21 protein-coding genes are annotated in these 21,075 nt (G+C 72.4%); 15 read left to right on the top strand and 6 right to left on the bottom strand.

Features of this window, described 5'->3' with window-relative positions:
- Positions 1 to 14: 14 nt before the first annotated feature.
- A complete protein-coding gene (locus MHO01S_RS09530) occupies positions 15 to 1,817 on the bottom strand; it encodes a lipase family protein (protein WP_061782207.1) in 1,803 nt (600 codons plus the stop codon).
- A 67-nt stretch (positions 1,818 to 1,884) separates the two neighbouring features.
- On the opposite strand from MHO01S_RS09530, the gene MHO01S_RS09525 reads away from it, so the two are divergent.
- Positions 1,885 to 3,204, top strand: coding sequence for an MATE family efflux transporter (locus MHO01S_RS09525; protein ID WP_061782206.1), 1,320 nt, complete (start codon positions 1,885 to 1,887; stop codon positions 3,202 to 3,204).
- Positions 3,205 to 3,217: 13 nt separating this feature from the next.
- Here MHO01S_RS09525 and MHO01S_RS09520 read toward each other — a convergent pair whose 3' ends face one another.
- A complete protein-coding gene (locus tag MHO01S_RS09520; RefSeq protein WP_061782205.1) occupies positions 3,218 to 3,877 on the bottom strand; it encodes a TrmH family RNA methyltransferase in 660 nt (219 codons plus the stop codon).
- 173 nt (positions 3,878 to 4,050) lie between these two features.
- On the opposite strand from MHO01S_RS09520, the gene MHO01S_RS09515 reads away from it, so the two are divergent.
- Together MHO01S_RS09515 and MHO01S_RS09510 are read left to right on the top strand one after the other, a co-directional pair.
- Entirely contained in the window at positions 4,051 to 5,355 is a 1,305-nt protein-coding gene (locus MHO01S_RS09515) for an Nramp family divalent metal transporter (RefSeq protein ID WP_082734158.1), read from the top strand.
- A gap of 23 nt (positions 5,356 to 5,378) precedes the next feature.
- On the top strand, positions 5,379 to 6,023 hold the full coding sequence (locus tag MHO01S_RS09510) for a metal-dependent transcriptional regulator (protein WP_060959696.1): 645 nt from the start codon (positions 5,379 to 5,381) through the stop codon (positions 6,021 to 6,023).
- A gap of 222 nt (positions 6,024 to 6,245) precedes the next feature.
- Here the strand turns inward: MHO01S_RS09510 and MHO01S_RS09505 are convergent, their stop codons facing one another.
- Positions 6,246 to 7,208, bottom strand: coding sequence for an SDR family NAD(P)-dependent oxidoreductase (locus MHO01S_RS09505; protein ID WP_060959697.1), 963 nt, complete (start codon positions 7,206 to 7,208; stop codon positions 6,246 to 6,248).
- A 41-nt stretch (positions 7,209 to 7,249) separates the two neighbouring features.
- Between MHO01S_RS09505 and MHO01S_RS09500 the strand changes: the two genes are divergently transcribed.
- The 7 genes from MHO01S_RS09500 to MHO01S_RS09475 all read left to right on the top strand — a co-directional run bounded on the left by MHO01S_RS09500 (position 7,250) and on the right by MHO01S_RS09475 (position 13,174).
- On the top strand, positions 7,250 to 8,059 hold the full coding sequence (locus MHO01S_RS09500) for an HAD-IIA family hydrolase (RefSeq protein WP_060959698.1): 810 nt from the start codon (positions 7,250 to 7,252) through the stop codon (positions 8,057 to 8,059).
- Positions 8,056 to 9,117, top strand: coding sequence for a LacI family DNA-binding transcriptional regulator (locus MHO01S_RS09495; RefSeq protein ID WP_061782204.1), 1,062 nt, complete (start codon positions 8,056 to 8,058; stop codon positions 9,115 to 9,117). Before MHO01S_RS09500 ends, MHO01S_RS09495 begins: the two co-directional genes overlap by 4 nt.
- 313 nt (positions 9,118 to 9,430) lie before the next feature.
- Entirely contained in the window at positions 9,431 to 10,744 is a 1,314-nt protein-coding gene (locus tag MHO01S_RS09490; RefSeq protein WP_060959699.1) for an MFS transporter, read from the top strand.
- Between the two features lie 19 nt (positions 10,745 to 10,763).
- Entirely contained in the window at positions 10,764 to 11,567 is an 804-nt protein-coding gene (locus tag MHO01S_RS09485; RefSeq protein ID WP_060959700.1) for an alpha/beta hydrolase family protein, read from the top strand.
- Entirely contained in the window at positions 11,564 to 12,832 is a 1,269-nt protein-coding gene (locus MHO01S_RS09480; RefSeq protein WP_060959701.1) for a GDSL-type esterase/lipase family protein, read from the top strand. The genes MHO01S_RS09485 and MHO01S_RS09480 overlap by 4 nt, the downstream gene beginning before the upstream one ends.
- A gap of 34 nt (positions 12,833 to 12,866) precedes the next feature.
- Complete coding sequence (locus MHO01S_RS16895; protein WP_255266080.1) at positions 12,867 to 12,995, top strand: hypothetical protein; 129 nt, start codon at positions 12,867 to 12,869, stop codon at positions 12,993 to 12,995.
- Complete coding sequence (locus MHO01S_RS09475; protein WP_223848799.1) at positions 12,995 to 13,174, top strand: hypothetical protein; 180 nt, start codon at positions 12,995 to 12,997, stop codon at positions 13,172 to 13,174. The genes MHO01S_RS16895 and MHO01S_RS09475 overlap by 1 nt, the downstream gene beginning before the upstream one ends.
- A 121-nt stretch (positions 13,175 to 13,295) precedes the next feature.
- On the opposite strand, the gene pyrE is transcribed toward MHO01S_RS09475, so the two are convergent.
- Complete coding sequence (gene pyrE / locus MHO01S_RS09470; RefSeq protein WP_060959703.1) at positions 13,296 to 13,871, bottom strand: orotate phosphoribosyltransferase; 576 nt, start codon at positions 13,869 to 13,871, stop codon at positions 13,296 to 13,298.
- Between the two features lie 150 nt (positions 13,872 to 14,021).
- On the opposite strand from pyrE, the gene MHO01S_RS09465 reads away from it, so the two are divergent.
- The 3 genes from MHO01S_RS09465 to MHO01S_RS09455 all read left to right on the top strand — a co-directional run bounded on the left by MHO01S_RS09465 (position 14,022) and on the right by MHO01S_RS09455 (position 17,966).
- Positions 14,022 to 15,578, top strand: a complete 1,557-nt coding sequence (locus MHO01S_RS09465; protein ID WP_060959704.1) for a Re/Si-specific NAD(P)(+) transhydrogenase subunit alpha — start codon at positions 14,022 to 14,024, stop codon at positions 15,576 to 15,578.
- Positions 15,575 to 16,990 carry a Re/Si-specific NAD(P)(+) transhydrogenase subunit beta gene (gene pntB / locus MHO01S_RS09460; protein WP_060959705.1) on the top strand — a complete coding sequence of 472 codons (1,416 nt, stop codon included), beginning with the start codon at positions 15,575 to 15,577 and terminating at the stop codon, positions 16,988 to 16,990. The genes MHO01S_RS09465 and pntB overlap by 4 nt, the downstream gene beginning before the upstream one ends.
- Before the next feature lie 136 nt (positions 16,991 to 17,126).
- The gene (locus MHO01S_RS09455; RefSeq protein WP_060959706.1) at positions 17,127 to 17,966 is read left to right on the top strand and encodes an exodeoxyribonuclease III; all 840 of its coding nucleotides are present in this window, start codon (positions 17,127 to 17,129) and stop codon (positions 17,964 to 17,966) included.
- Positions 17,967 to 17,973: 7 nt separating this feature from the next.
- On the opposite strand, the gene MHO01S_RS09450 is transcribed toward MHO01S_RS09455, so the two are convergent.
- Positions 17,974 to 18,600, bottom strand: coding sequence for a dihydrofolate reductase family protein (locus tag MHO01S_RS09450; RefSeq protein ID WP_060959707.1), 627 nt, complete (start codon positions 18,598 to 18,600; stop codon positions 17,974 to 17,976).
- On the bottom strand, positions 18,600 to 19,049 hold the full coding sequence (locus tag MHO01S_RS09445; protein ID WP_060959708.1) for a VOC family protein: 450 nt from the start codon (positions 19,047 to 19,049) through the stop codon (positions 18,600 to 18,602). The genes MHO01S_RS09450 and MHO01S_RS09445 overlap by 1 nt, the downstream gene beginning before the upstream one ends.
- A 92-nt stretch (positions 19,050 to 19,141) precedes the next feature.
- On the opposite strand from MHO01S_RS09445, the gene MHO01S_RS09440 reads away from it, so the two are divergent.
- Positions 19,142 to 20,395 carry a sensor histidine kinase gene (locus tag MHO01S_RS09440; RefSeq protein WP_061782203.1) on the top strand — a complete coding sequence of 418 codons (1,254 nt, stop codon included), beginning with the start codon at positions 19,142 to 19,144 and terminating at the stop codon, positions 20,393 to 20,395.
- Complete coding sequence (locus tag MHO01S_RS09435; RefSeq protein WP_082808062.1) at positions 20,392 to 21,075, top strand: response regulator; 684 nt, start codon at positions 20,392 to 20,394, stop codon at positions 21,073 to 21,075. Before MHO01S_RS09440 ends, MHO01S_RS09435 begins: the two co-directional genes overlap by 4 nt.

The following is a 21,075-nucleotide window of genomic DNA, read 5'->3' as shown; positions in this document are numbered from 1 at the left end:
CGCGCGATCCGTGTTCACCCGTCGTTCGTCGTACATCCGTCGGGCACCGGCTCGCTCTCGAACCGGGCCCGCGTCCACGCCAGCAGATCGGCGGTCGTCGGGGCGTAGCCCTCCATGATCTGGGCGTGCTCGTATCCGTCGTAGCGACGGTAGTCGACGCGCTGGCCGGCGTCGCACATGCGCGCGACGGCGTCGTCCTGCGCCCCCACCGAGATGATCGTGTCGGCGCGCCCCTGACCGACGAACACGGGGGGACCGATGAGCGCGGGGGCGGTGCTCTGGCGCAGCCGGGCGCCGAGCGGACCCGTCGTGGGGTCGTCCGCGAAGATGTCGCGGTCTTCGCTGAGTCCGACGACCGCCAGCACCGACAGCGCCATCGTGGGCTCGTTCAGGCAGCGTTGCGACATGGCCCGGACGACCGTCTGCGCGCCCGGGCGGATGTACCGGTCGTAGGTCACTTCGGGATCGATCGCCTCATAGGCGGCGAAGGCGTAGGAGGCGAAGATCGTCCCGCCCGCCACCTGCGAGACGTCGCGCACGAGCCGCAGCGGATCGACGGCGGGAGCGAGGGCCGCCACGCCGCGCACCCACAGGCCGGGGGCGTAGGAGCGGGCCAGCGCCCCCGACCAGAGCGCGGCACCGCCGCCCTGGGAGTGACCCCAGATCACGGTGTTGCGGCTGAGGTGCGCGTCCTCGAGCTCCCACGCGGCGCGCACGGCGTCGAGCGACGCCCACGCGCTCGCCTCGCCGAACAGGTACGGATGCGGCCCCGTGGTGCCCAGTCCGCTGTAGTCGGTCGCGACCATCGCCCACCCCTCGGCGACGACTTTGCGCGGGTAGTACATCGCGCCGACCCAGAACGGGCGCTGCTGCAGGGTGGGAGCGCAGTGCTGGGCGAACCCCGTCGTGCCGTGGTTCCACTGCACGACCGGCCAGCGCGTGCCCTCCGCGCGGTCGCGCGGCACCATGACCATCCCGCTCGCGACGCGGAGCCGTCCGTCGACGCCGGTCGTCGTGTAGAGGATGCGCCAGGCCCGCGCCTTCGCGGGGACCTCGTTCGTGAACTCCTCCGCACGGATCAGCCGGCCCGGCTCGGACGGCACGTCGCGCGGAGCGGCGTAGAACTCGTCGACGACCGTGGAGCCGTCGCGCAGCGGCGTCGTCACGATGGCGACGGTCACCGCGAGGGCCACGGAGCCGAGGGCCATGGCGGTGCGCCCCCAGCGGCGCTGCGGCACGGGGCGCCGGGGGTCACGGCGCTCGTCGCGGCGCCGGCGGAGCGCCGCCCACAGGTCGACGCTGCCGCGGATGATGAGCGAGGCCCCGAACACGACGGCGACGACGAGCAGCGTGATGTCGGGCCAGACGAGCGCCAGGACGCCGAAGATCAAGCCGGTCGCGCCGAAGGCGGCATCCGAGATCCGCTCATCCCAGCCGCGGCCCGCCCGGAACGCGGACAGCACCCCGATCCCGCCGTTGAGGAGCAGCAGGATGCCGGTGATGTCGGCGACCGCCCGCACCGTGAGTCCGGGCCACACGAGCACGAACAGCCCGAGGGCGAACCAGCCGATCGCGACCGGCCACCGCCACCAGCGGCCGCCGCGCTCCTCGGCGCGGCCGTTCGCCTCCAGCACGCCGGTGAGCACCATGCCGCCGCCGAGGAGGAGGGCCAGCACGTCGAGCGCCGTCGTCGGGCGCCAGACGATCACGGCGCCCAGCGCCACGGTCGCGATCGCGAGCGCGATCCGCAGCCCTTCCGGCATCCGCGCGTGCAGCCGCCACAGCGGGAGGTCCTGCAGGATGCCGTGCCGCGCCATCGATCCAGGCTAGAGGAGTCGCGCTCGCGCTCCGGACGGGGTCGGCACCGGCCCCTAGGCTCGGAGTATGGTCGCCCCCACCCTCAACCGCGAGATCCTGCGGCTGGCGGTTCCGGCCCTGGGCGCGCTCGTCGCCGAACCGCTCTTCCTCATCGTCGACGCGGCCCTGGTCGGCCACCTCGGGGTCGTGCCGCTGGCCGGTCTCGGCATCGCCTCCGCGGTGCTGCAGACGATCGTCGGCCTCATGGTGTTCCTCGCCTACTCGACGACACCCGCCGTCGCGCGGCGATTCGGCGCCGGCGACCAGACCAACGCCGTCCGCGCCGGCATCGACGGCCTCTGGCTCGCGCTCGGCCTGGGCGCCGTGCTCGCCGTCGCCGGATCGCTGCTGACCCCCTGGCTCGTCTCGCTGTTCGGCGCGGGCGCCGACGTCGCCGCGCAGGCCGTGATCTACCTGCAGCTGTCGATGTGGGGCCTGCCGGCGATGCTCATCGTGTTCGCCGCGACGGGACTGCTGCGCGGCATGCAGAACACCGTGACGCCGCTGTGGATCGCCGGGCTCGGGTTCGGCTTGAACGCGCTGCTCAACGCCGTCTTCATCTACGGGTTCGGGTGGGGCATCGCCGGCTCCGCGGCGGGCACCGTGGCCGCGCAGTGGGCCACGGTCGGCGCGTACGCCGTCGTCGTGGGCCGGCTGGCCCAGCGCCACGCGGCATCCCTGCGCCCCCAGCGCGACGGACTGCGCGGATCGGCACGGGCGGGCGGCTGGCTGTTCCTGCGCACCGTCTCGCTGCGCGCGGCGTTCCTGGCCACGGTGTTCGCGGCGACGGCCCTCGGCACCGACGAACTGGCCGGCTGGCAGGTCGCCTTCACGATCTTCTCCACCGCCGCCTTCGCGCTCGACGCGCTCGCGATCGCGGCGCAGGCCCTCATCGGGCGCGGACTCGGGGCGGGCGACGAGACGTTCGTGCGCCGCGTCCTCGGCCGCACCGTGGCGTGGGGCGTGTGGTTCGGCGTGCTCGTGGGCGGCGCCATCGGCGCCTTGTCGGGGGTGATCGGTCTCGTCTTCACCGGCTCGCCCGACGTCGCCGCGCTGGTGCAGCCGGCACTCGTGGCGCTGGCGGTCGCGCAGCCCGTCTGCGGCGTCGTCTTCGTCCTCGACGGCGTGCTCATGGGCGCGGGCGACGTGCGCTACCTGGCGCTGGCCGGAGCGGTGAACCTCGTCCCCTACATCCCCGCGCTCGCGGTGCTGTGGATCGTGCATCCCACGGGCGCCTCGGGCCTGATGTGGCTCGCGATCTGCTTCTTCGGCGTGTACATGCTGGCGCGGCTGGCGACCCTCGGCTGGCGGGTGCGGCGGCCGGAATGGACCACCGCGGGCGCCTGAGCACGACGGCGGCTCACGCCCAGCGGCGACACCACTCGTACATGACGACCGCCGCGGCGGCGCTCGCGTTGATCGAGCGGGTCGATCCGTACTGCGTGATCTCGACGACGGCGGATGCCGCCGCCACCGCCTCGGCCGACAGTCCGGGGCCCTCCTGCCCGAACAGCAGCACGCACCGCTCGGGCAGCTCGGCCCGGTCGACCGGCAGCGACCCGTCGACGTTATCGACCGCGATCACGGGGATCGCGGCATCCCGGGCCCACGCGGTGAAGGCGGCGACGTCCTCGTGGTGGCGGACGTGCTGGTAGCGGTCGGTGACCATGGCGCCGCGGCGGTTCCACCGGCGCCGGCCGATGATGTGCACCTCGGCCGCGCCGAACGCGTTGGCGCTGCGGACGATCGAGCCGATGTTCATGTCGTGCTGCCAGTTCTCGATGGCGACGTGGAACGGATGCCGGTGCTCGTCGAGGTCGGCGACGATCGCGGCCATGGTCCAGTAGCGGTACCGGTCGACGACGTTGCGGCGGTCGCCGTCGGCGAGCAGGTCACGGTCGTACCGGGGGTCGTCGGGCCAGGCGTCCGCTCCCCCGGGCCACGGCCCGACGCCGACGGGCAGCTGCGGCTCGCCGTCCGCGTCGGGCGCGGCATCCGGCGATCGCGCGGGGTCGGTCATCGCTCCAGGCTACCGATCCGGCGGTCACGGCCCTCCGGCCTGCACAACTCCGCCCGAGCCGGGCTCGCGGCCTGTTACACCCCCACCTGTCGCCGCTCGGGCGGAGTCACGCAGACGCCGCATCCCCGACGTGCCAGATTTCGGCGCACCGAAATCTCTGCTAATTTTTCGGCATGCCGAAAAATCCTCCCTCGACGCTGGAGACGGGTAGCCGTGCGACCCGGCCTGCGCGGCCCGCAGCCGTACCGGCGAGGACGCGGCGCGCGGCGTGGTTGCTCGGGCCGGCGCTCGTCGCGGGGGTCGCCTACCTCGACCCGGGCAACGTCGCGAGCAACATGACCGCCGGTGCGCGCTTCGGCTACCTGCTGGTCTGGGTGGTCGTCCTGGGCAACACGATGGCGTGGCTCATCCAGTACCTGTCGGCCAAGCTGGGCATCGTCACGGGCCAGAGCCTCGCCGAGACCCTCGGCACCCGCCTGCGCACCCCCTGGGCCCGCCGCCTGTACTGGCTGCAGGCCGAGCTCGTCGCCATGGCGACCGACGTCGCCGAGGTGATCGGCGGCGCCGTCGCCCTCTGGCTGCTGTTCGGGGTGCCGCTGCCCGTCGGCGGGCTCATCACCGGGGCGGTGTCGATCGCCCTCCTGCTCGTTCAGCAGCGCCGCGGCGCCCGCAGCTTCGAGTTCGTCGTGATCGGCCTGCTCGTCGTGATCTCCATCGGCTTCACCTACGGGGTGTTCGTCGCCCCACCGGATGCCGCGGGCGTCGCCGCCGGCATGGTCCCCCGGTTCGAGGGCTCCGAGTCGGTGCTGCTCGCGGCATCCATCCTGGGTGCGACGATCATGCCGCACGCGATCTACGCGCACAGCGCGCTGGCGCGCGACCGCTTCTCCGCACCGGGCGCGCGGGCGGAGGACCGCGCGCAGTCGACCCCGACCCTGCTGCGCGCGACCCGGTGGGACGTGACGATCGCGCTCGTCGTGGCGGGCACCGTCAACCTCGCGATCCTGCTGCTGGCGGCGGCGAACCTCGCCGGGGTGGCCGGGACCGACAGCCTCGAGGGTGCGTACGCCGCCCTCTCCGCCGGCCTGGGCGGGGTGGTCGCGACGATGTTTGCCGTCGGCCTCCTCGCGAGCGGGCTGGCCAGCACGGCGGTCGGCGCGTATGCGGGGGCCGAGATCATGCACGGACTGCTGCGCATCCGCGTGCCGCTGATCGCGCGGCGGCTCGTCACCCTCGTGCCGGCCATCGCGATCCTGGCGCTCGGGGTCGACCCGACCTGGGCGCTGATCCTCAGCCAGGTGGTGCTGAGCTTCGGCATCCCGTTCGCGCTCATCCCCCTCGTCGCGCTGACGGCGCGGCGCGACGTGCTCGGCGCGCACCGCAACCGCTGGTGGACGACCGTCGCGGGCGCGCTGGCCTCGGCGTTCCTGGTGGCGCTGAACGCCGTGCTGCTGTGGCTCGTGCTGTCGGGAGGATAGTACCGGCCCGCTAGCCTGAAGACGTGGCTGCGAACTCCGTCGCGATCGACGACTACCTGAAGACGATCTACCACCACACCGAGTGGCAGACCACGCCGATCACGTCGTCGCAGCTGGCATCCGAGCTGAAGCTCGCCCCCTCGACGGTGACCGAGATGGTGCAGAAGCTCGTCGGCCTGGGCCTGGTCGACCACCGCCCGTACGGTCCGGTGTCCCTCACCGAGGCGGGTCGGCTCCGCGCGGCATCCATCATCCGCCGGCATCGCCTCATCGAGACGTGGCTCGTGCAGGAGTTCGGCTACGCCTGGGACGAGGTGCACGACGAGGCGGAGGTGCTCGAGCACACGATCAGCGACCGGCTGCTCGCGGGCATCGACGAGCGACTGGGTCACCCGCGGTTCGACCCCCACGGCGATGCGATCCCGGATGCCGCGGGCAACGTCCACCGCCTCCCGTTCGTGCTCCTGGCCGCCGCCGACCTGGGCCACACCGGCGAGGTGCTCCGCGTCAGCGACCGCGATCCCGAGCTGCTTCGGGCGCTGGAGGGAGCGGGCATCGATGTGGGGCACCGCCTCGTGGTCGCGGGAGCCGACGTCGTCCGCGTCGACGACGGCGCGACCGTGACGCTTCCCGCCGGCGCGGCCGGTGCGGTCTGGCTGACCGCCTGACCCGGGTGGCGCCCGCCCGCCGCCCCGGCAGGCATGTCCCCGGCAGGGATGTCCCCGGCAGGGATGTCCCCGGCAGGGATGTTCCCGGCAGGGATGTCCCACAAGAGGTCCCCTGCGGGCCCTCCGCACCGCACAATCTGGGACGCACCCCGCTATAAGTGGGACACGGTCGGGATGAGGGGGGCATCGCGACCGGGACCGCGGAGGAGCTGGCCGGCGGGCTCAGCGCCGCCAGGGGCGGCGGGTGCGACTGGCCTTCAGGTACGGCCAGGTGATCCCCGTGGCGTGCTCGCAGTAGGCCCACAGCCGCGCGGCGATGTCCTCGTCGCGCGTGAGCTTGCTGGCGGTGCCGAGTGCCGGCGGCCCGGCGACGAGGCGCGACGGGCCCCAGAACTGACCGCCCGTCGCGTCGGGCTCGACGAGCGCCCGCACGAGCGGCCAGGCCCCGTGCTCCTTCGACTGGGTGATCGGAGCCTGCAGGTTGTCGACGAAGCGCGTCATCCGCGACGGCTCGTTGACCCCGAGGATGCCGCGGGTGCGGCCGCTGACGGCGTAGCCCGGGTGCGCGACGACACTGTCGATGGGCACGTTCGCGGCGCGCAGCCGCCGGTCGGCCTCGAAGCCGAGAGCGGTCGTCGCGACCTTCGACTGCACGTATGCGCGCCACGGCGAGTAGTTCGTCTCCAGCTCGGGGTCGACGGGGTCGTAGTTGCCCATGGCGGTGGACATCGACCCGACCCACACCATGCGTCCGCGCCCCGCGGCGAGGGGCAGCAGCAGTTCGCCGGCGAGCGCATAGTGGCCGAGCGCGTTGGTCGCGAAGACGACCTCGTGTCCATCGGCGGTGGTCTCGCGACGGCGCGGCGGGTGCACGATCCCGGCGTTCAGCAGCAGGCCGTGCAGGCCGGCGCGGCCGCGGACGGTCGCGGCCGCCGCGCGCACCGACCCGAGGTTGCTCGTGTCGAGCAGGAGCGTCGCGATCTCGGCATCCGGCACCTGACGACGCACCGCCGCGCGCGCGACGGCGAGCTTGTTCGGATTGCGGCCGGTCATGATGACGTGGGCGCCGGCACCGGCCAGCTGCAGCGAGGAGAAGAAGCCCAGGCCCGCCGTCGACCCCGTGACGAGGTACCGCTTCCCGGACAGGTCGGGGAGCGTCGTCGGGTCCCAGTCATCGCGTGCCACGCGTCGAGACTACGACCGGACGGCCCCGCTAGGCTGGCCCCATGCGGACACGGGCCGATATCGAATGCTGGCTGACGGACATGGACGGCGTCCTCGTCCACGAGAACAAGCCCATCCCCGGCGCCGCCGAGCTGCTCGCGCAGTGGCGCGACGCCGGCACGCCGTTCCTCGTGCTGACGAACAACCCGTTCTACACGCCGCGCGATCTGAGCGCGCGGCTGCGCATCTCGGGCCTCGAGGTGCCCGAAGACCGCATCTGGACGTCGGCGCTCGCGACGGCGGACTTCCTGCGTTCGCAGCAGCCCGGCGGCACGGCGTTCGTGATCGGCGAGGCGGGGCTGACGACCGCTCTGCACGAGGCGGGGTACGTCCAGACGGAGACGCAGCCCGACTACGTCGTCATCGGCGAGACCCGCAACTACTCGTTCGACCGCATCACGCAGGCGATCCGCTTCATCAACGCCGGCGCGCGCTTCATCATCACCAACCCCGATGCGACCGGTCCGACCCCGACGGGCGTCGTGCCGGCGACCGGCTCGTTCGCAGCGCTCATCACGCACGCGACCGGCAAGGAGCCCTACGTCGTCGGCAAGCCGAACCCGATGATGTTCCGCTCGGCGATGAACCGCATCGGCGCGCACTCCGAGAACACCGGGATGATCGGCGACCGCATGGACACCGACGTGGTGGCCGGCATCGAGGCGGGCCTGCACACGATCCTCGTGCGCACCGGCATCTCCGATGACGCCGAGATCGAGCGCTATCCCTTCCGCCCCGACGAGATCGTGGACTCGGTCGCCGACCTGCTCGCCGCCGAGCCGGCGGAGTCCGAGATGCCCGAGGGCCTGTGACGGAGCGCAGCTCCGGTCGACGGGTCACCCTCACCGAGGTCGCGGAGCGGGCGGGCGTCTCCCGCTCGGCCGCATCGTTCGCCCTGAACGGCCGCCTCGACCAGCGCCTGTCCGAAGAGACGATGGCGCGCGTGCGCAAAGCCGCCGACGATCTCGGCTACCGCGCCAACGTCACGGCGAAGACGCTGCGCACGGGCCGGTCGGGCACCGTCGCCCTGGTCTCGGACTTCGTCAGCTCGACGTCGTTCGCCAACTCGATGGTGCGCGGGGCGCTGGAGCGCCTGCGCGAGGCGGGGCTGCTCCTGTTCACCGTCGACACGCAGGGGGATGCCGAGATGGAGCGCCGCTTCCTCGACGACCTCGTCGCCCGCGACATCGACGGCATCCTGTACGCCTCGATGTTCACGCGGCGCGTGACACCCCCGGCATCCGCCCGGCACACCCCCCTCGTGCTCATGAACTGCGAGGCCGACGCGCCCGCGATCAGCTCGGTCGTACCCGACGAGCGCGCCGCCGGAGCGGCCGCCGCCCGCGCGCTGCTGGACGCCGGCCACGACCGTGACATCTGGTTCGTCGGCACGCTGGCTCCGGGCCGCACGGGCGGCTCCGCCTGGCACGAGTGGGGCCCGGTCGCGCTGCCGCGGCGCCTCGAGGGCATCCGCGAGACGCTCGCGGGGGCCGGCATCGGGCTTGCCGGCGACGTGGCGGTGGACGACGACTGGACCGTGCACGACGGCCGGGATGCCGCGGAGCGCCTGCTCGCGACGGGGGCGCGCCCGCGGGCGATCATCTGCGTCAACGACGCCGTCGGCGTGGGGGTCTTCCAGGCCCTGCGCCGTGCGGGGCTGCGGGTGCCCGACGACGTCTCGCTCGTGTCGTTCGACGGCGGCGTGCTCGCCGAGGCGACCGACCCGCAACTCGTCTCGCTGCGCCTGCCCCAGGCCGAGATCGGCCGCCGGGCGGCGGACCTGCTGCTGTCCCCGGGCGACGGCGTGCGTCACGAGCTGGTCGAGATGCCGGTCAGCGCCGGCGGCTCCATCGCCGCACCCCGGGCGTGAGCGCCGGGGTCGAGACCCGAGTCCGATCCGCGGCGTGACGATCGCCGGAGAATCCGCACGCTGTCGGCCGAACCGGGCCGACCGCGGGGGCATCGAGCGCGGGAATCCGACGTTGGTCACGGCCGACGTCCGCCACGTCGAGGATGCCGCCCCGGCCGCTCCGATTCCTCCGGCCCGTACGGCGACATTCACGCTTGCATCGCGGTGCTATATCGGTATAGCTTGTCTCTCGACGGCGTCGGAGCCCGGAGTTCGGACACGCATGCGGATGCCGCCAGCCACCTCCATCCCGCACGTACAAAGGAGTATGACCATGAGCGCACTCACCGCTCGCACCGCCCCCAACCCCTGGTGGGTGGGCTTCGTCTGCGGGATGGCGACGTTCGTCGACGCCGCCGCGACCACCGGCATCGCCGTCGCCCTCGTGCTCTTCCAGTCGTTCGTCCCCGGCACCCCCGGGCTCACCGCGGACCAGGTGGGCCTGCTGACCGGCGTGCTGACCGCCGGGGTCGCCGTCGGCTCGCTGGTCGGCGGCCGCCTGGCCGACCGGTTCGGCCGCCGCCGCGTCTTCCTCGTGACGATGACGCTCATCGTCCTCGGCGCCATCACGCCGTTCCTGGGCGTCTCGTTCGGCATCCTGCTGCCGGGCATCGCGTTGATCGGCCTGGGCGTCGGCGCCGACCTGCCGGCGGCGCTCGCCTCGATCTCCGAAGCGGCGACCGACCGCAACCGCGGCAAGATCCTCGTCTTCTCCAACCTGCTCGGCGGCTTCGGCATCCTGCTGGCGGTGCTCATCGGCATCTTCTTCGGCGCGCTCGGCGAGACCGGCGGCCGCATCATGTTCGCCGCCTTCGGCGGCGTGGGGCTCGTGGTGCTCGCGCTGCGCCTGACGATCCCGGAGTCGGCGACGTGGCTCGCCGCCCAGCAGGAGCGCCGCAGCGGCGTGCAGACCGTCCGCGCCGAGCGCGGGCGCCTGCGCGACTTCGGCCGCCCGCAGTACCGCCGCCCGTTCGTCACGCTGCTGATCTACTACACGCTCGCATCCATCGCGATCAGCGTCGCCGGCAGCTTCGGCACCTTCGTCGCCGTGAACGTCGCCGGCATCCCGGTGAACGAGTACCAGACGTGGACGCTGCTGGCGATGCCCGCCGCGATCCTCGGCGCCGTGTGGTTCATGGCCGTCGCCGACACGACGTTCCGCATGAGCTACTACGTGGCGGGCGCGATCGCGGTCGTCGTCGCGAACCTCGTGCCCGTGGTGTTCGGCTTCACCCTGCCCGCCCTCGTCGTCTCGGTCGTCGTGACGACGTTCGCCGGCGCCTTCTGCTTCGAGACGATCATGAAGGTGTGGACCCAGGAGTCCTTCCCCACCATGCTGCGCTCCACGGCGCAGGGCACCGTCTACGCCGTCGCCCGGTTCGCCACCGCCGCGTTCAACGTCGTCACCCCGGCCCTGCTGCTCCTCAACCCGAGCGCCGTCTACGTCGCCGTCTCGGTGGTCGCCGCCGCCGGCTTCCTCATCGGCTGGATCGGCTTCCGCCGCGGCGTGACGAACGCGTTCGACGTGGAGTCGGAGACGGTCACGGCATCCACCGACCTCCCCCGCTCTGCGACGCTCGCCCGCTGACCCCGACGAAAGAACTCCCATGCGACTCGTTCCCTTCGAGACCACCGTCCGCGCACGGACGCTGCGCGGCACGCACTACCTGCCGGATGCCGCGGCGGGCGCGGCCCGGGAGCCGCGACCGACCGTCGTGTTGCTGCACGGCTTCGGCGGGTCGCGGGTGGAGACCACCGGCGTCTTCGTGTCGCTTGCCCGCACGCTGGTCGCGGCCGGGTTCGGCGTGCTGGCGTTCGACCGCGCCGGTCACGGCGAGAGCGACGGGGAGTTCTTCGACACGACGGCATCCGGCGACGTCGCCGATACGGCGGTCGTGCTGGCGGCGGTGCGGCAGAGCCCCGAGGTGGATGCCGCGAACCTGCATCTGGTGGGCATGAGCCTCGGCTCGGTCATCGCCGCGGTCGCGGCAGCGGAAGACGGCGACATCCGGTCGCTGACGATGTGGTCGACGGCGGCCGTGTTCGTCGACGACATCCGCTCGGGGCAGATCCAGGGGCGGTCGCTGGCCGCGCTCGACGGCCCGGACGGGTTCTTCGACTTCCTCGGCATGCGGATGGGGCCGGCCATGCGCGACGACGCCCTCGCGTTCGACCCGTACGCGCGGGCCGCAGGGTACGGCGGGCCGGCGCTCCTGTTGCACGGCACGGCGGACTTCGTGCCCGTCTCCTCTGCCGAGCGCTACGCCGCGGCGGATGTGTTCGGCGAGCGCGCCGAGGTGGTCGTCGTCGAGGGGGCCGATCACGGGTGGGCCGAGCTCCCCCAGCGCGACGAGCTGATCTCCCGCACCGTCTCGTTCATCCAGATCCACTCCGAGAGGACCGCATCGTGAGCACGTCCGTCACCTCCACCCGCGCCACCGACACGACCGGGATCGGCGAGGTCGTACGCCTCGGCGACGCTCAGGTGCTGCTGGAGGGGCACCTCGACGTCGACGAGAGCCGCGGCATCCGCCCCCTGCGCCTGCCACGCAGCACGTGGGCGCAGTTCCCGCCGAACGGCGAGATCCTGCGGGCGATCACGGCGAACGCCAGCGGCGTGCGGCTGCGGTTCACGACCGCCGCGACGCGGCTGTCGCTGACGCTGCGGTGCACGCAGCTGTACTTCGCCGAGCTCGCCGGGCCGGTCAACGATGTGGTCGTCGAGGTCGACGGCCGGCCGGTGCACACGGCGCGCGCCCCCATCACCGACCTGCGGCGGCTGTCGTGGACCGGGGATGCCGCGGCCGACGAGCCCGTCACCGAGCCCGCGACGCTGGAGATCGCCCTGGGCGACACGGGCGGCACGGGCGACTCGGGCGGTGCGGCGACCGAGAAGGCCGTGACCGTGTGGCTGCCGCAGGGGATGATCGTCGATCTGCTCGACCTCGGGGCCGACGCCCCGGTGACCGCCGCGGAGCCGTCGCGCGCACCGGTGTGGATCCACCACGGCAGCTCGATCAGCCACTGCGTCGAGACGCCGTCGCCGACCGGTGTGTGGCCCGTGATCGCCGCGCGGGCGAGCGATCTCTCGCTGATCAACCTGGGTTTCGGCGGACAGTGCATGCTCGATCCGTTCGTCGCCGACACCATCGCCGCCACGCCCGCCGACGTGATCACGCTGAAGGTGGGCATCAACATCGTGGGGGCCCGGTCGTTCGATCAGCGCACGTTCACCCCCGCGGTGCACGGCTTCCTCGATCGGGTGCGCGCCGGGCATCCCGACACCCCCATCGTGCTGGCGTCGTCGATCCTCTGGCCGGGGAGCGAAGACACCCCCGGACCGTCGGACGTGGAGTTCTTCGACGACGGTCACGTCCGCTGCTATGCCGCCGGGGAGGCCGCCGACGTCGCCCGTGGCGCGCTGACCATGACCGAGTCGCGGCGGCAGCTGGCCGAGGTGGTGCGGGTGCGCGCGGCATCCGGGGAGCGGATCGCGTACCTCGACGGCCTGAGTCTCTACGGCCCCGACGATGAGGCGCGCTACACGCTGCCCGACAGCCTGCATCCCGACACGGAGTTGTATGCCGAGATCGCGGCGCGGTTCGCCGCCGCGGTGTTCGGCGCGGGCGGTCTCGTTCCGCGGACCGGGCTCGCCCCGCGGACGCGGCTAGGCTGAGACTGCCCGCCTCCACGCGGGCGGAGGAGACACCGTGAACGCGACCGAGCAGACCCTGCTGTTCGCCTCGACCGCCCTCGTGCTGGCCGGGACGCTCGTCGTGTTCGTCATGCAGGTGATCCGCGGCCGCCGGCGCGACCGCGGCGACGGGAGCGACCAGTGATGGCCATCGTGTTCGTCGTCACGGCGATGATCCTGCTGATCGTCGCGCTCGTGCTGTTCGTGCGCGGCCGCCGCGACGCCCCGCAGGGAACCCCGCTGCCCAACGGCCGCGGCATCCTGCTGCTGACGCTCGCGGGCCTCGTGTTCGCACTGGCGTCGCAGCTGCCCATCTTCCGCTGAGCGCACCGGCGTTCCCAGAATCGGATGCCGAGAACGGATTCGGATCTGCCGGCCGACCGCATCCGAATCCGGTGCTGATCTCCGAATCCGTTGCGGCGCGGGACGCGCGAGCCGCAGGCCCTTACTGCGCCTGCAGGCCCAGGTCGTCGAGATCGATGATCGACCGCCACTCGTAGCCGGCGGCCTCGACGGCGGCCTGGGCGCCGGTCTTGCGGTCGACGACCGTGACCACCGCGACGATCTCCGCACCGGCGGCGGCGGCGACCTCGGCGGCCTTCAGGGGGGAGCCGCCCGTGGTGGAGGTGTCCTCGACGATCACGACACGCTTCCCCGCCACCTCGGCGCCCTCGATCTGGCGACCGCGTCCGTGGTCCTTCGGCTCCTTGCGCACGACGAACGCGTCCACGGGGGTACCGGCGGCGACCGACGCGTGCATGACGGCGTTCGCGATCGGGTCGGCCCCCAGGGTGAGGCCGCCCACGGCATCCACGTTCAGGTCGCGCACCGCGTCGAGCACGAGCCGGCCGATCGCGGGAGCCGCGCGGTGGTCGAGCGTGAGCTTGCGCATGTCGACGTAGTACGTCGCCTTCTTGCCGCTGGAGAGCGTGAAGTCGCCGTGGAAGACGGCTTCGGCGGCGATGAGGTCGACGAGGGCGCGGCGCTCGGACTCGAGCTCGGGCGTGGAGGCGGCGGTCATGCACACGAGTCTACGGAAGCGAAGAACCGGGATTATTTCCGCGTCATCACCCGCCGCGGCGTCCGCCTCGCACCCTAGAGTCGGGAACGTCACCCGGCGCGGTGCCCGGGCGATCCCGGACGCTCCGCCCGACCCGATCGAAGGAGCACCATGGCCCGTATCGGCATCGTCCGCGAGCGCGACGGCGAGACCCGCGTCGCCGCCTCCCCCACCACCGTCGGCAAGATCCGCGCGCTCGGCTACGACGTGAGCGTCGAGGCGGGCGCGGGCGCGGCATCGTCGTTCCCGGATGCCGCCTACACCGCCGCCGGTGCGACCATCGCCACCCGCGACGAGGCCTGGGGCGCCGACGTCGTCCTGTCGGTCGCGGCCCCGACGGATGCCGAGATCGCGCTGCTGCAGCCGGGGGCGACGCTCATCGGCATCCTGAGCCCCGCGCTCAACCCCGACCTGCTCGCCGCTCTCGCCGCCCGCGGCGTGACGGCCCTCGCCATGGACGCCGTGCCACGCATCTCGCGCGCGCAGTCGATGGACGTGCTCAGCTCCATGGCCAACATCGCCGGCTACCGCGCCGTCGTCGAGGCCGCGAACGAGTTCGGCCGCTTCTTCACCGGGCAGGTCACCGCCGCCGGCAAGGTCCCGCCCGCCAAGGTGCTCGTCGCCGGCGCGGGCGTCGCCGGACTCGCGGCGATCGGCGCCGCCTCGAGCCTCGGTGCGATCGTCCGCGCCACCGACCCGCGCCCCGAGGTCGCCGACCAGGTCGCCTCGATCGGCGGCACCTACCTCGAGGTCGTCGTGCCCGACGAGCAGAAGGAGGTCTCGGCCGACGGTTACGCCAAGGCCACCAGCGCCGCCTACGACGCCGCGGCCGCGAAGCTGTACAGCGACCAGGCCGCCGACGTCGACATCGTCATCACGACGGCGCTCATCCCGGGTCGCGCGGCCCCGCGACTGATCACCGCCGCCGACGTCGCCGCGATGAAGCCCGGCAGCGTCATCGTCGACATGGCCGCGGGCCAGGGCGGCAACGTCGAGGGTTCCGTCACCGGCGAGCGCGTCGTCACCGCGAACGGCGTCATCATCCTCGGCTACACCGACCTCGCCGGACGCCTCCCCCAGCAGGCGTCGCAGCTCTACGGCACCAACCTGCTGAACCTGCTCGCCCTCCTCACCCCCGGCAAGGACGGGCAGCTCGTCATCGACGACACCGACGTCGTGCAGCGCGCCGTCACCGTCACGCGCGGCGGCGCCGTCACCTGGCCGCCGCCGCCCGTGCAGGTCTCGGCCGCGCCCGCGACGCCGGGGGCGGATGCCGCGGCATCCACCCCCGCACCGGCCGCCAAGAAGGGGCTCTCGGCGGGAGCGAAGACCGGTCTGATCGTCGCCGGCATCGCCGCGCTGTTCCTCGTGTGCGCCGTCGCGCCCGCGCCCCTGCCGCAGCACATCCTCGTTCTCACCCTGTCGGTCGTGATCGGCTTCTACGTCATCGGTAAGGTCGCCCACGCCCTGCACACGCCGCTGATGAGCGTCACCAACGCGATCAGCGGCATCATCGTCGTCGGCGCCATGACCCAGATCGTCGTTCCGAACCCCGTGGTGCAGGTGCTCGCGGCGATCGCGGTGCTCCTGGCGTCCATCAACATCTTCGGAGGCTTCGCGGTGACCCGTCGCATGCTCGCCATGTTCCAGAAGGGCGACGAGAAGTGACCGCGCTCGCCCAGTCCGTCTCGACCGCCGCGTACATCGTCGCGGCGCTGCTGTTCATCCTCGCCCTCGCCGGCCTCAGCAAACAGGAGACCGCCCGTCGCGGCGTCGTCTACGGCATCACCGGCATGACGATCGCCCTGCTCGCCACTCTCGTGCTCGTCATCGCGAACGGCACCCTCCTGCCCGACGGCGCGACCGCCGCGCTCGGGATCGGGCTGCTCGTGGCCGCGGTCGTGGTCGGCGGCGCCATCGGCCTGTGGCGGGCGCGCGTGGTCGAGATGACCGGCATGCCCGAGCTCATCGCCCTGCTGCACTCCTTCGTGGGCCTCGCGGCCGTGCTCGTCGGCTGGAACGGCCACCTGTACGCCGACGGGATCGCGCCCGAGCTCGTCGGCATCCACCACGCGGAGGTGTTCATCGGGGTGTTCATCGGCGCCGTGACCTTCACGGGCTCGATCGTCGCCTTCCTGAAGCTCTCGGGGCGCATGTCGTCGAAGCCGCTCATGCTGCCCGGCAAGAACGCCCTCAACGTCGGCGCGCTCGTACTGTTCCTCGCCCTGACCGTCTGGTACGTCGCGACCCCGTCGATCTGGCTGCTCGTCGCCGTGACCGTGCTCGCCCTCGCTCTCGGCTGGCACCTGGTGGCCTCGATCGGCGGCGGCGACATGCCGGTCGTCGTCTCGATGCTCAACAGCTACTCCGGCTGGGCGGCGGCCGCGGCGGGCTTCCTCCTGAACAACGACCTGCTGATCGTCACCGGCGCCCTCGTGGGTTCGTCGGGTGCGTACCTCTCGTACATCATGTGCAAGGCGATGAACCGGTCGTTCCTGTCGGTGATCGCCGGCGGGTTCGGCATCGAGGCGCCCCGCAGCGCCGACGCCGAGGAGGGCGAGCACCACGAGACGGATGCCGCGGCCGTCGCCGAACTCCTCCGCGACGCCCGGTCGGTCATCATCACCCCCGGCTACGGCATGGCCGTCGCCCAGGCGCAGTACCCGGTCGCCGACCTCACGAAGCGGCTGCACGAGCGGGGCGTCGAGGTGCGCTTCGGCATCCACCCCGTCGCCGGGCGTCTGCCGGGACACATGAACGTGCTGCTGGCCGAGGCCAAGGTCCCGTACGACATCGTGCTGGAGCTGGACGAGATCAACGACGACTTCGCCGACACCGACGTGGTGCTCGTGATCGGCGCGAACGACACGGTCAACCCGGCCGCGGCCGAAGACCCGGGTTCTCCCATCGCCGGCATGCCGGTGCTGCACGTGTGGGAGGCGCGCAGCGTCATCGTGTTCAAGCGGTCGATGGCCTCGGGCTACGCCGGCGTGCAGAACCCGCTGTTCTTCCGCGACAACACGCAGATGCTGTTCGGCGACGCCAAGCAACGGGTGGAGGACATCCTGCGGGCGCTGTGACCCGAGTCTGCCTGCACAACTCCGCCGGAACCGCGCGGCGCGGGTACCGAGACAGCACTGCCGACGGCTGGGGAGGAGTTGTGCAGGCGGGCGCCGGGTGACCGGGGCGTCGGCGGGGGCCAATACGCTGGATGCCATGCGCATCGCCACCTGGAACGTCAACTCGATCCGCGCCCGCGTCGTCCGCACCGTCGACTTCGCCGTCCGCGAGGGCATCGACGTGCTGGCGATGCAGGAGATCAAGTGCAAGCCCGAGCAGTTCCCGTACGAGGCGTTCGAAGAGGCGGGCTACACCGTCGAGGCGCACGGGCTCAACCAGTGGAACGGCGTCGCGATCGCCAGCCGTGAGCCGATCGAGGACCTGCAGGTCGGGTTCCCCGGTATGCCCGGCTTCGCGAAGGGCCACGACGGTCCCGGCGCTCCTCTCGAAGCCCGCGCGCTCGGTGCCACGATCGGCGGCGTCGAGGTCTGGAGCCTCTATGTGCCCAACGGTCGCGGACTCGACGACCCGCACTACCGCTACAAGCTCGACTGGCTGGAGGCGCTCCGCGGCTACACCGCCGACACGCTCGCCGCCGACCCCGACCGAGCGCTGGCGCTCACCGGCGACTTCAACATCGCCCCGACGGATGCCGACAACGGCGACCCCACCGTCGTCGAGGGCGTGACCACCCACGTCTCGCCGCCCGAGCGCGCCGCGTTCCAGGCGCTCCTCGATGCCGGCCTGGCCGACACCGTCCGTCCGCTCGTTCCCACGGGCTACACCTACTGGGACTACAAGCAGCTGCGCTTCCCGCGCAACGAGGGTCTGCGCATCGATTTCATCCTCGGTTCGCACGCCTTCGCCGACGCGGTGACCGCGGCCGCGATCCATCGCGACGAGCGCAAGGGCGAGATCCCCAGCGATCACGTTCCGGTGGTCGTCGACCTCGACCTCGAGGGCCCGGACGACGACGACCGGCCGATGATCTGGTGACCGGGGGTCAGGTCATGTCGCCGGTCGTGACGTCGCCGTCGGGCGCGTAACGCAGCAGCAGCGTGCCGGTGGGGCCCGACACGGCCGGGGCGATCAGCCGTAGCCGCGCCGGTGCGGCGCCGTCCGGGAACACCTTCTTGCCCTGTCCGAGCACCACCGGATGCACCCACAGCTTCAGCTCGTCGTAGACGCGGGCGCGCAGCAGGGTCTGAGCGAAGTCGACGCTGCCGATCACGTGCACCTCCGCGTGGCGGTCGCGCAGCGCGTCGACGGCCGCGACGACCTCGGCATCCGGGCCCGTCAGCACACTCGTGCCCGCCCACCCCGGTTCGAGACCGGCCCGGGTCGCCACATACTTCGGGATGGCATCGAAGTGCCGACCGATGAACCCCTCCGGCCCGTCGGTGTGGTGCGGCCAGTACCCGGCGAAGATGTCGTAGGTGCGTCGTCCCAGCAGGAGGGCGTCCATCCGACGGATGCCGCTGCCGACGTCCTCGCCGATGACGGCATCCTCGAACGGCGCCTGCCATCCGCCGAACGGGAACCCGCCGCTGGTGTCCTCCTCGGGGCCGCCCGGTGCCTGGGCGACGCCGTCGAGCGTCGTGAACAGGTCGATGACGATCCGCCCGCGCATCACGCGCCGTCCGCGTCGCCGCCCGGCGCGTCGGCGTCCGTCGGCGGCCCCTGCTCGGCGGCGACGGGATCCATGTACAGGAAGCCGAGGCTGTTGCCGTCGGGATCGTCGAGGTCGCGGCTGTACATGAAGCCGTAGTCCTGGGCGGGGCGCGGCTCGGTGCCGCCGGCGGCGACGCCGGCCTCGACGATCGCGTCGACGTCCTCCCGCGAGTCGCGCGAGAACGACAACGACGTCTGGGCCCATTCCTTCGGCTCGCCCACCGGCTTGTCGGTGAAGGTCGCGAAGTACTCGCGACGCAGCACCATGAAGTAGATGTCGCCCGACCAGACGACGCACGCGGCGTTCTCGTCGGTGAAGTTCGGGTTGATGTCGCAGCCGAGGGCCCGGTAGAAGGCCATGCTGCGCTCGAGGTCGCTCGTCGGGATGTTCACGAAGATGCTCGTCATACAGCGAGCATGCACCGCGCCGCCCGCCGCGTCGAGACCCTCTCCGTCGCACGGGGGATGCCGCGGCATCCGCCTCGCCCTAGCGTGGAGGGATGAGCTCGACCGACCTCGACCGCACGACGACGCCCGCCCAGCGGCGCAACGACGTCTGGCTCGCGCTGGCGCTGCTCGTCAGTGCGGTGATCAGCGCCTGGCTCGGGAAGGTCGCGGGGTTCTACGGCGAGGACACGCCCGCCTTCGGATGGGCCCTGGTGTACGTCGCCGCCCTCACGCTCCCGCTCGCGCTGCGTCGTCGCTTCCCCGAGATCACGCTGATCGTGGTGGCACTCGCCTTCTTCGTGGGCGTCTCGGCCCGCATCCCCGAGGTGTACGTCAGCAACGTCGCGGTGTTCATCGCGATGTACACCGTGGGCGCCTGGGTGAGCGACCGTCGACGCGCGACCGTCGTGCGGCTGGCCGTCGTGGTCGGGATGTTCCTCTGGCTGCTCGTGACGACGTTCCAGGCGGCGATCGACCCGGACGGCGCCGGCCCGTCGCGCGCCGGACTGTTCTCCCCGTTCGCGGCGTGGATGATCATCCAGTTCCTCGTGAACGTGGCGTTCTTCGGCGGCGCGTTCTTCTTCGGGGAGCGGGCCTGGGCCGACGCGCGCTCGCGCGCCGTGCTGGAGGAGCGCACGCGAGAGCTCGAACGCGAACGCGAGCTGACCGCCGCGCAGGCCGTCGCGCTCGATCGGGTGCGCATCGCGCGGGAGCTGCACGACGTCGTCGCCCACCACGTCTCGGCCATGGGGGTGCAGGCCGGCGCCGCCCGCACCGTGCTCGATCACGACGCCGACGCCGCCCGCGAGGCGCTCGTGACGGTCGAGGCGTCCGCCCGCGAGGCCCTGAGCGAGTTGCGTCAGCTGCTCGAGACGCTGCGCACGCCCGACGCCGACACCCCCGCGGCGTCGACGGTGCGCCTCGCGTCGATCCCCGAGCTGGTCGCGCACGCCAACGACAACGGGATGCCGACGACCTTCGCCGTCGTCGGCGACGCCGTCGAGCCGCCCGAGCTCGTGCAGGTGAACCTCTACCGCATCGCGCAGGAGGCGCTCACCAATGCCCGTCGCCACGGCGGGCCGGATGCCGCGGCCGATGTCCGCCTGCGCTTCGCCGACGACCACGTCGAGCTCGAGGTCGCCAACAGCGGCCGCGAGCACGTCGCCGGGCGCGCGGGGCTGGGCATCGTCGGCATGCGCGAGCGCGCGGCCGCGTCGGGCGGCACCCTCGAGGCCGGTCCACGCCCGCGCGGCGGGTTCCTCGTCCGGGTGCGCGTGCCGGCGCGGGCGAAGGAGGCGCGGTCGTGAGCGCCCCCGTGCGCGTGCTGCTCGTCGACGACCACGCCGTGATGCGTGCGGGGTTCCGCATGATCCTCGAGGCGCAGGGCGACATCGTCGTCGTCGGGGAGGCGGGATCGGGCGCCGAAGCGCTGACCGCGGCATCCGCCCTGCGACCCGACGTCATCTGCATGGACGTGCAGATGCCCGACATGGACGGCCTCGAGGCGACCCGCCGGATCGTCTCCGATCCCGACGTCGACGCGGTCGTGGTCATCGTGACCACCTTCGACCGCGACGACTACCTCTTCCAGGCGCTGCACGCCGGCGCGAGCGGCTTCCTCCTGAAGAACGCCGGCCCCGAAGAGCTCGTCACCGCCGTGCGTGTCGCGGCAGCCGGCGACGCGCTGCTCGCGCCCGCCGTGACGCGCCGCGTGATCGAGCGCTTCGCGGCATCCCCCGCGTACGTCGCCCCGTCGGCGGCGCCCGCGGCGCAGAAGCCGCGCGCCGCGCTGGTCGCAGAGCTGACCGATCGCGAGGCGGAGGTGCTGCGGCTGCTCGCCGACGCGCGCAGCAACGCCGAGATCGCGACGGCGCTGTTCATCGGAGAGGCGACCGTGAAGACGCACGTCTCGAACGTGCTGCAGAAGCTCGGCGCCCGTGACCGGGTCGCCGCGGTGGTCTACGCCCACCGGCACGGTCTGGTCTGA

This window comes from Microbacterium hominis NBRC 15708 (assembly GCF_001592125.1).
GTDB classification, from domain to species: Bacteria; Actinomycetota; Actinomycetes; order Actinomycetales; family Microbacteriaceae; genus Microbacterium; species Microbacterium hominis.
This window is presented reverse-complemented; position numbering and strand designations above follow the sequence as displayed.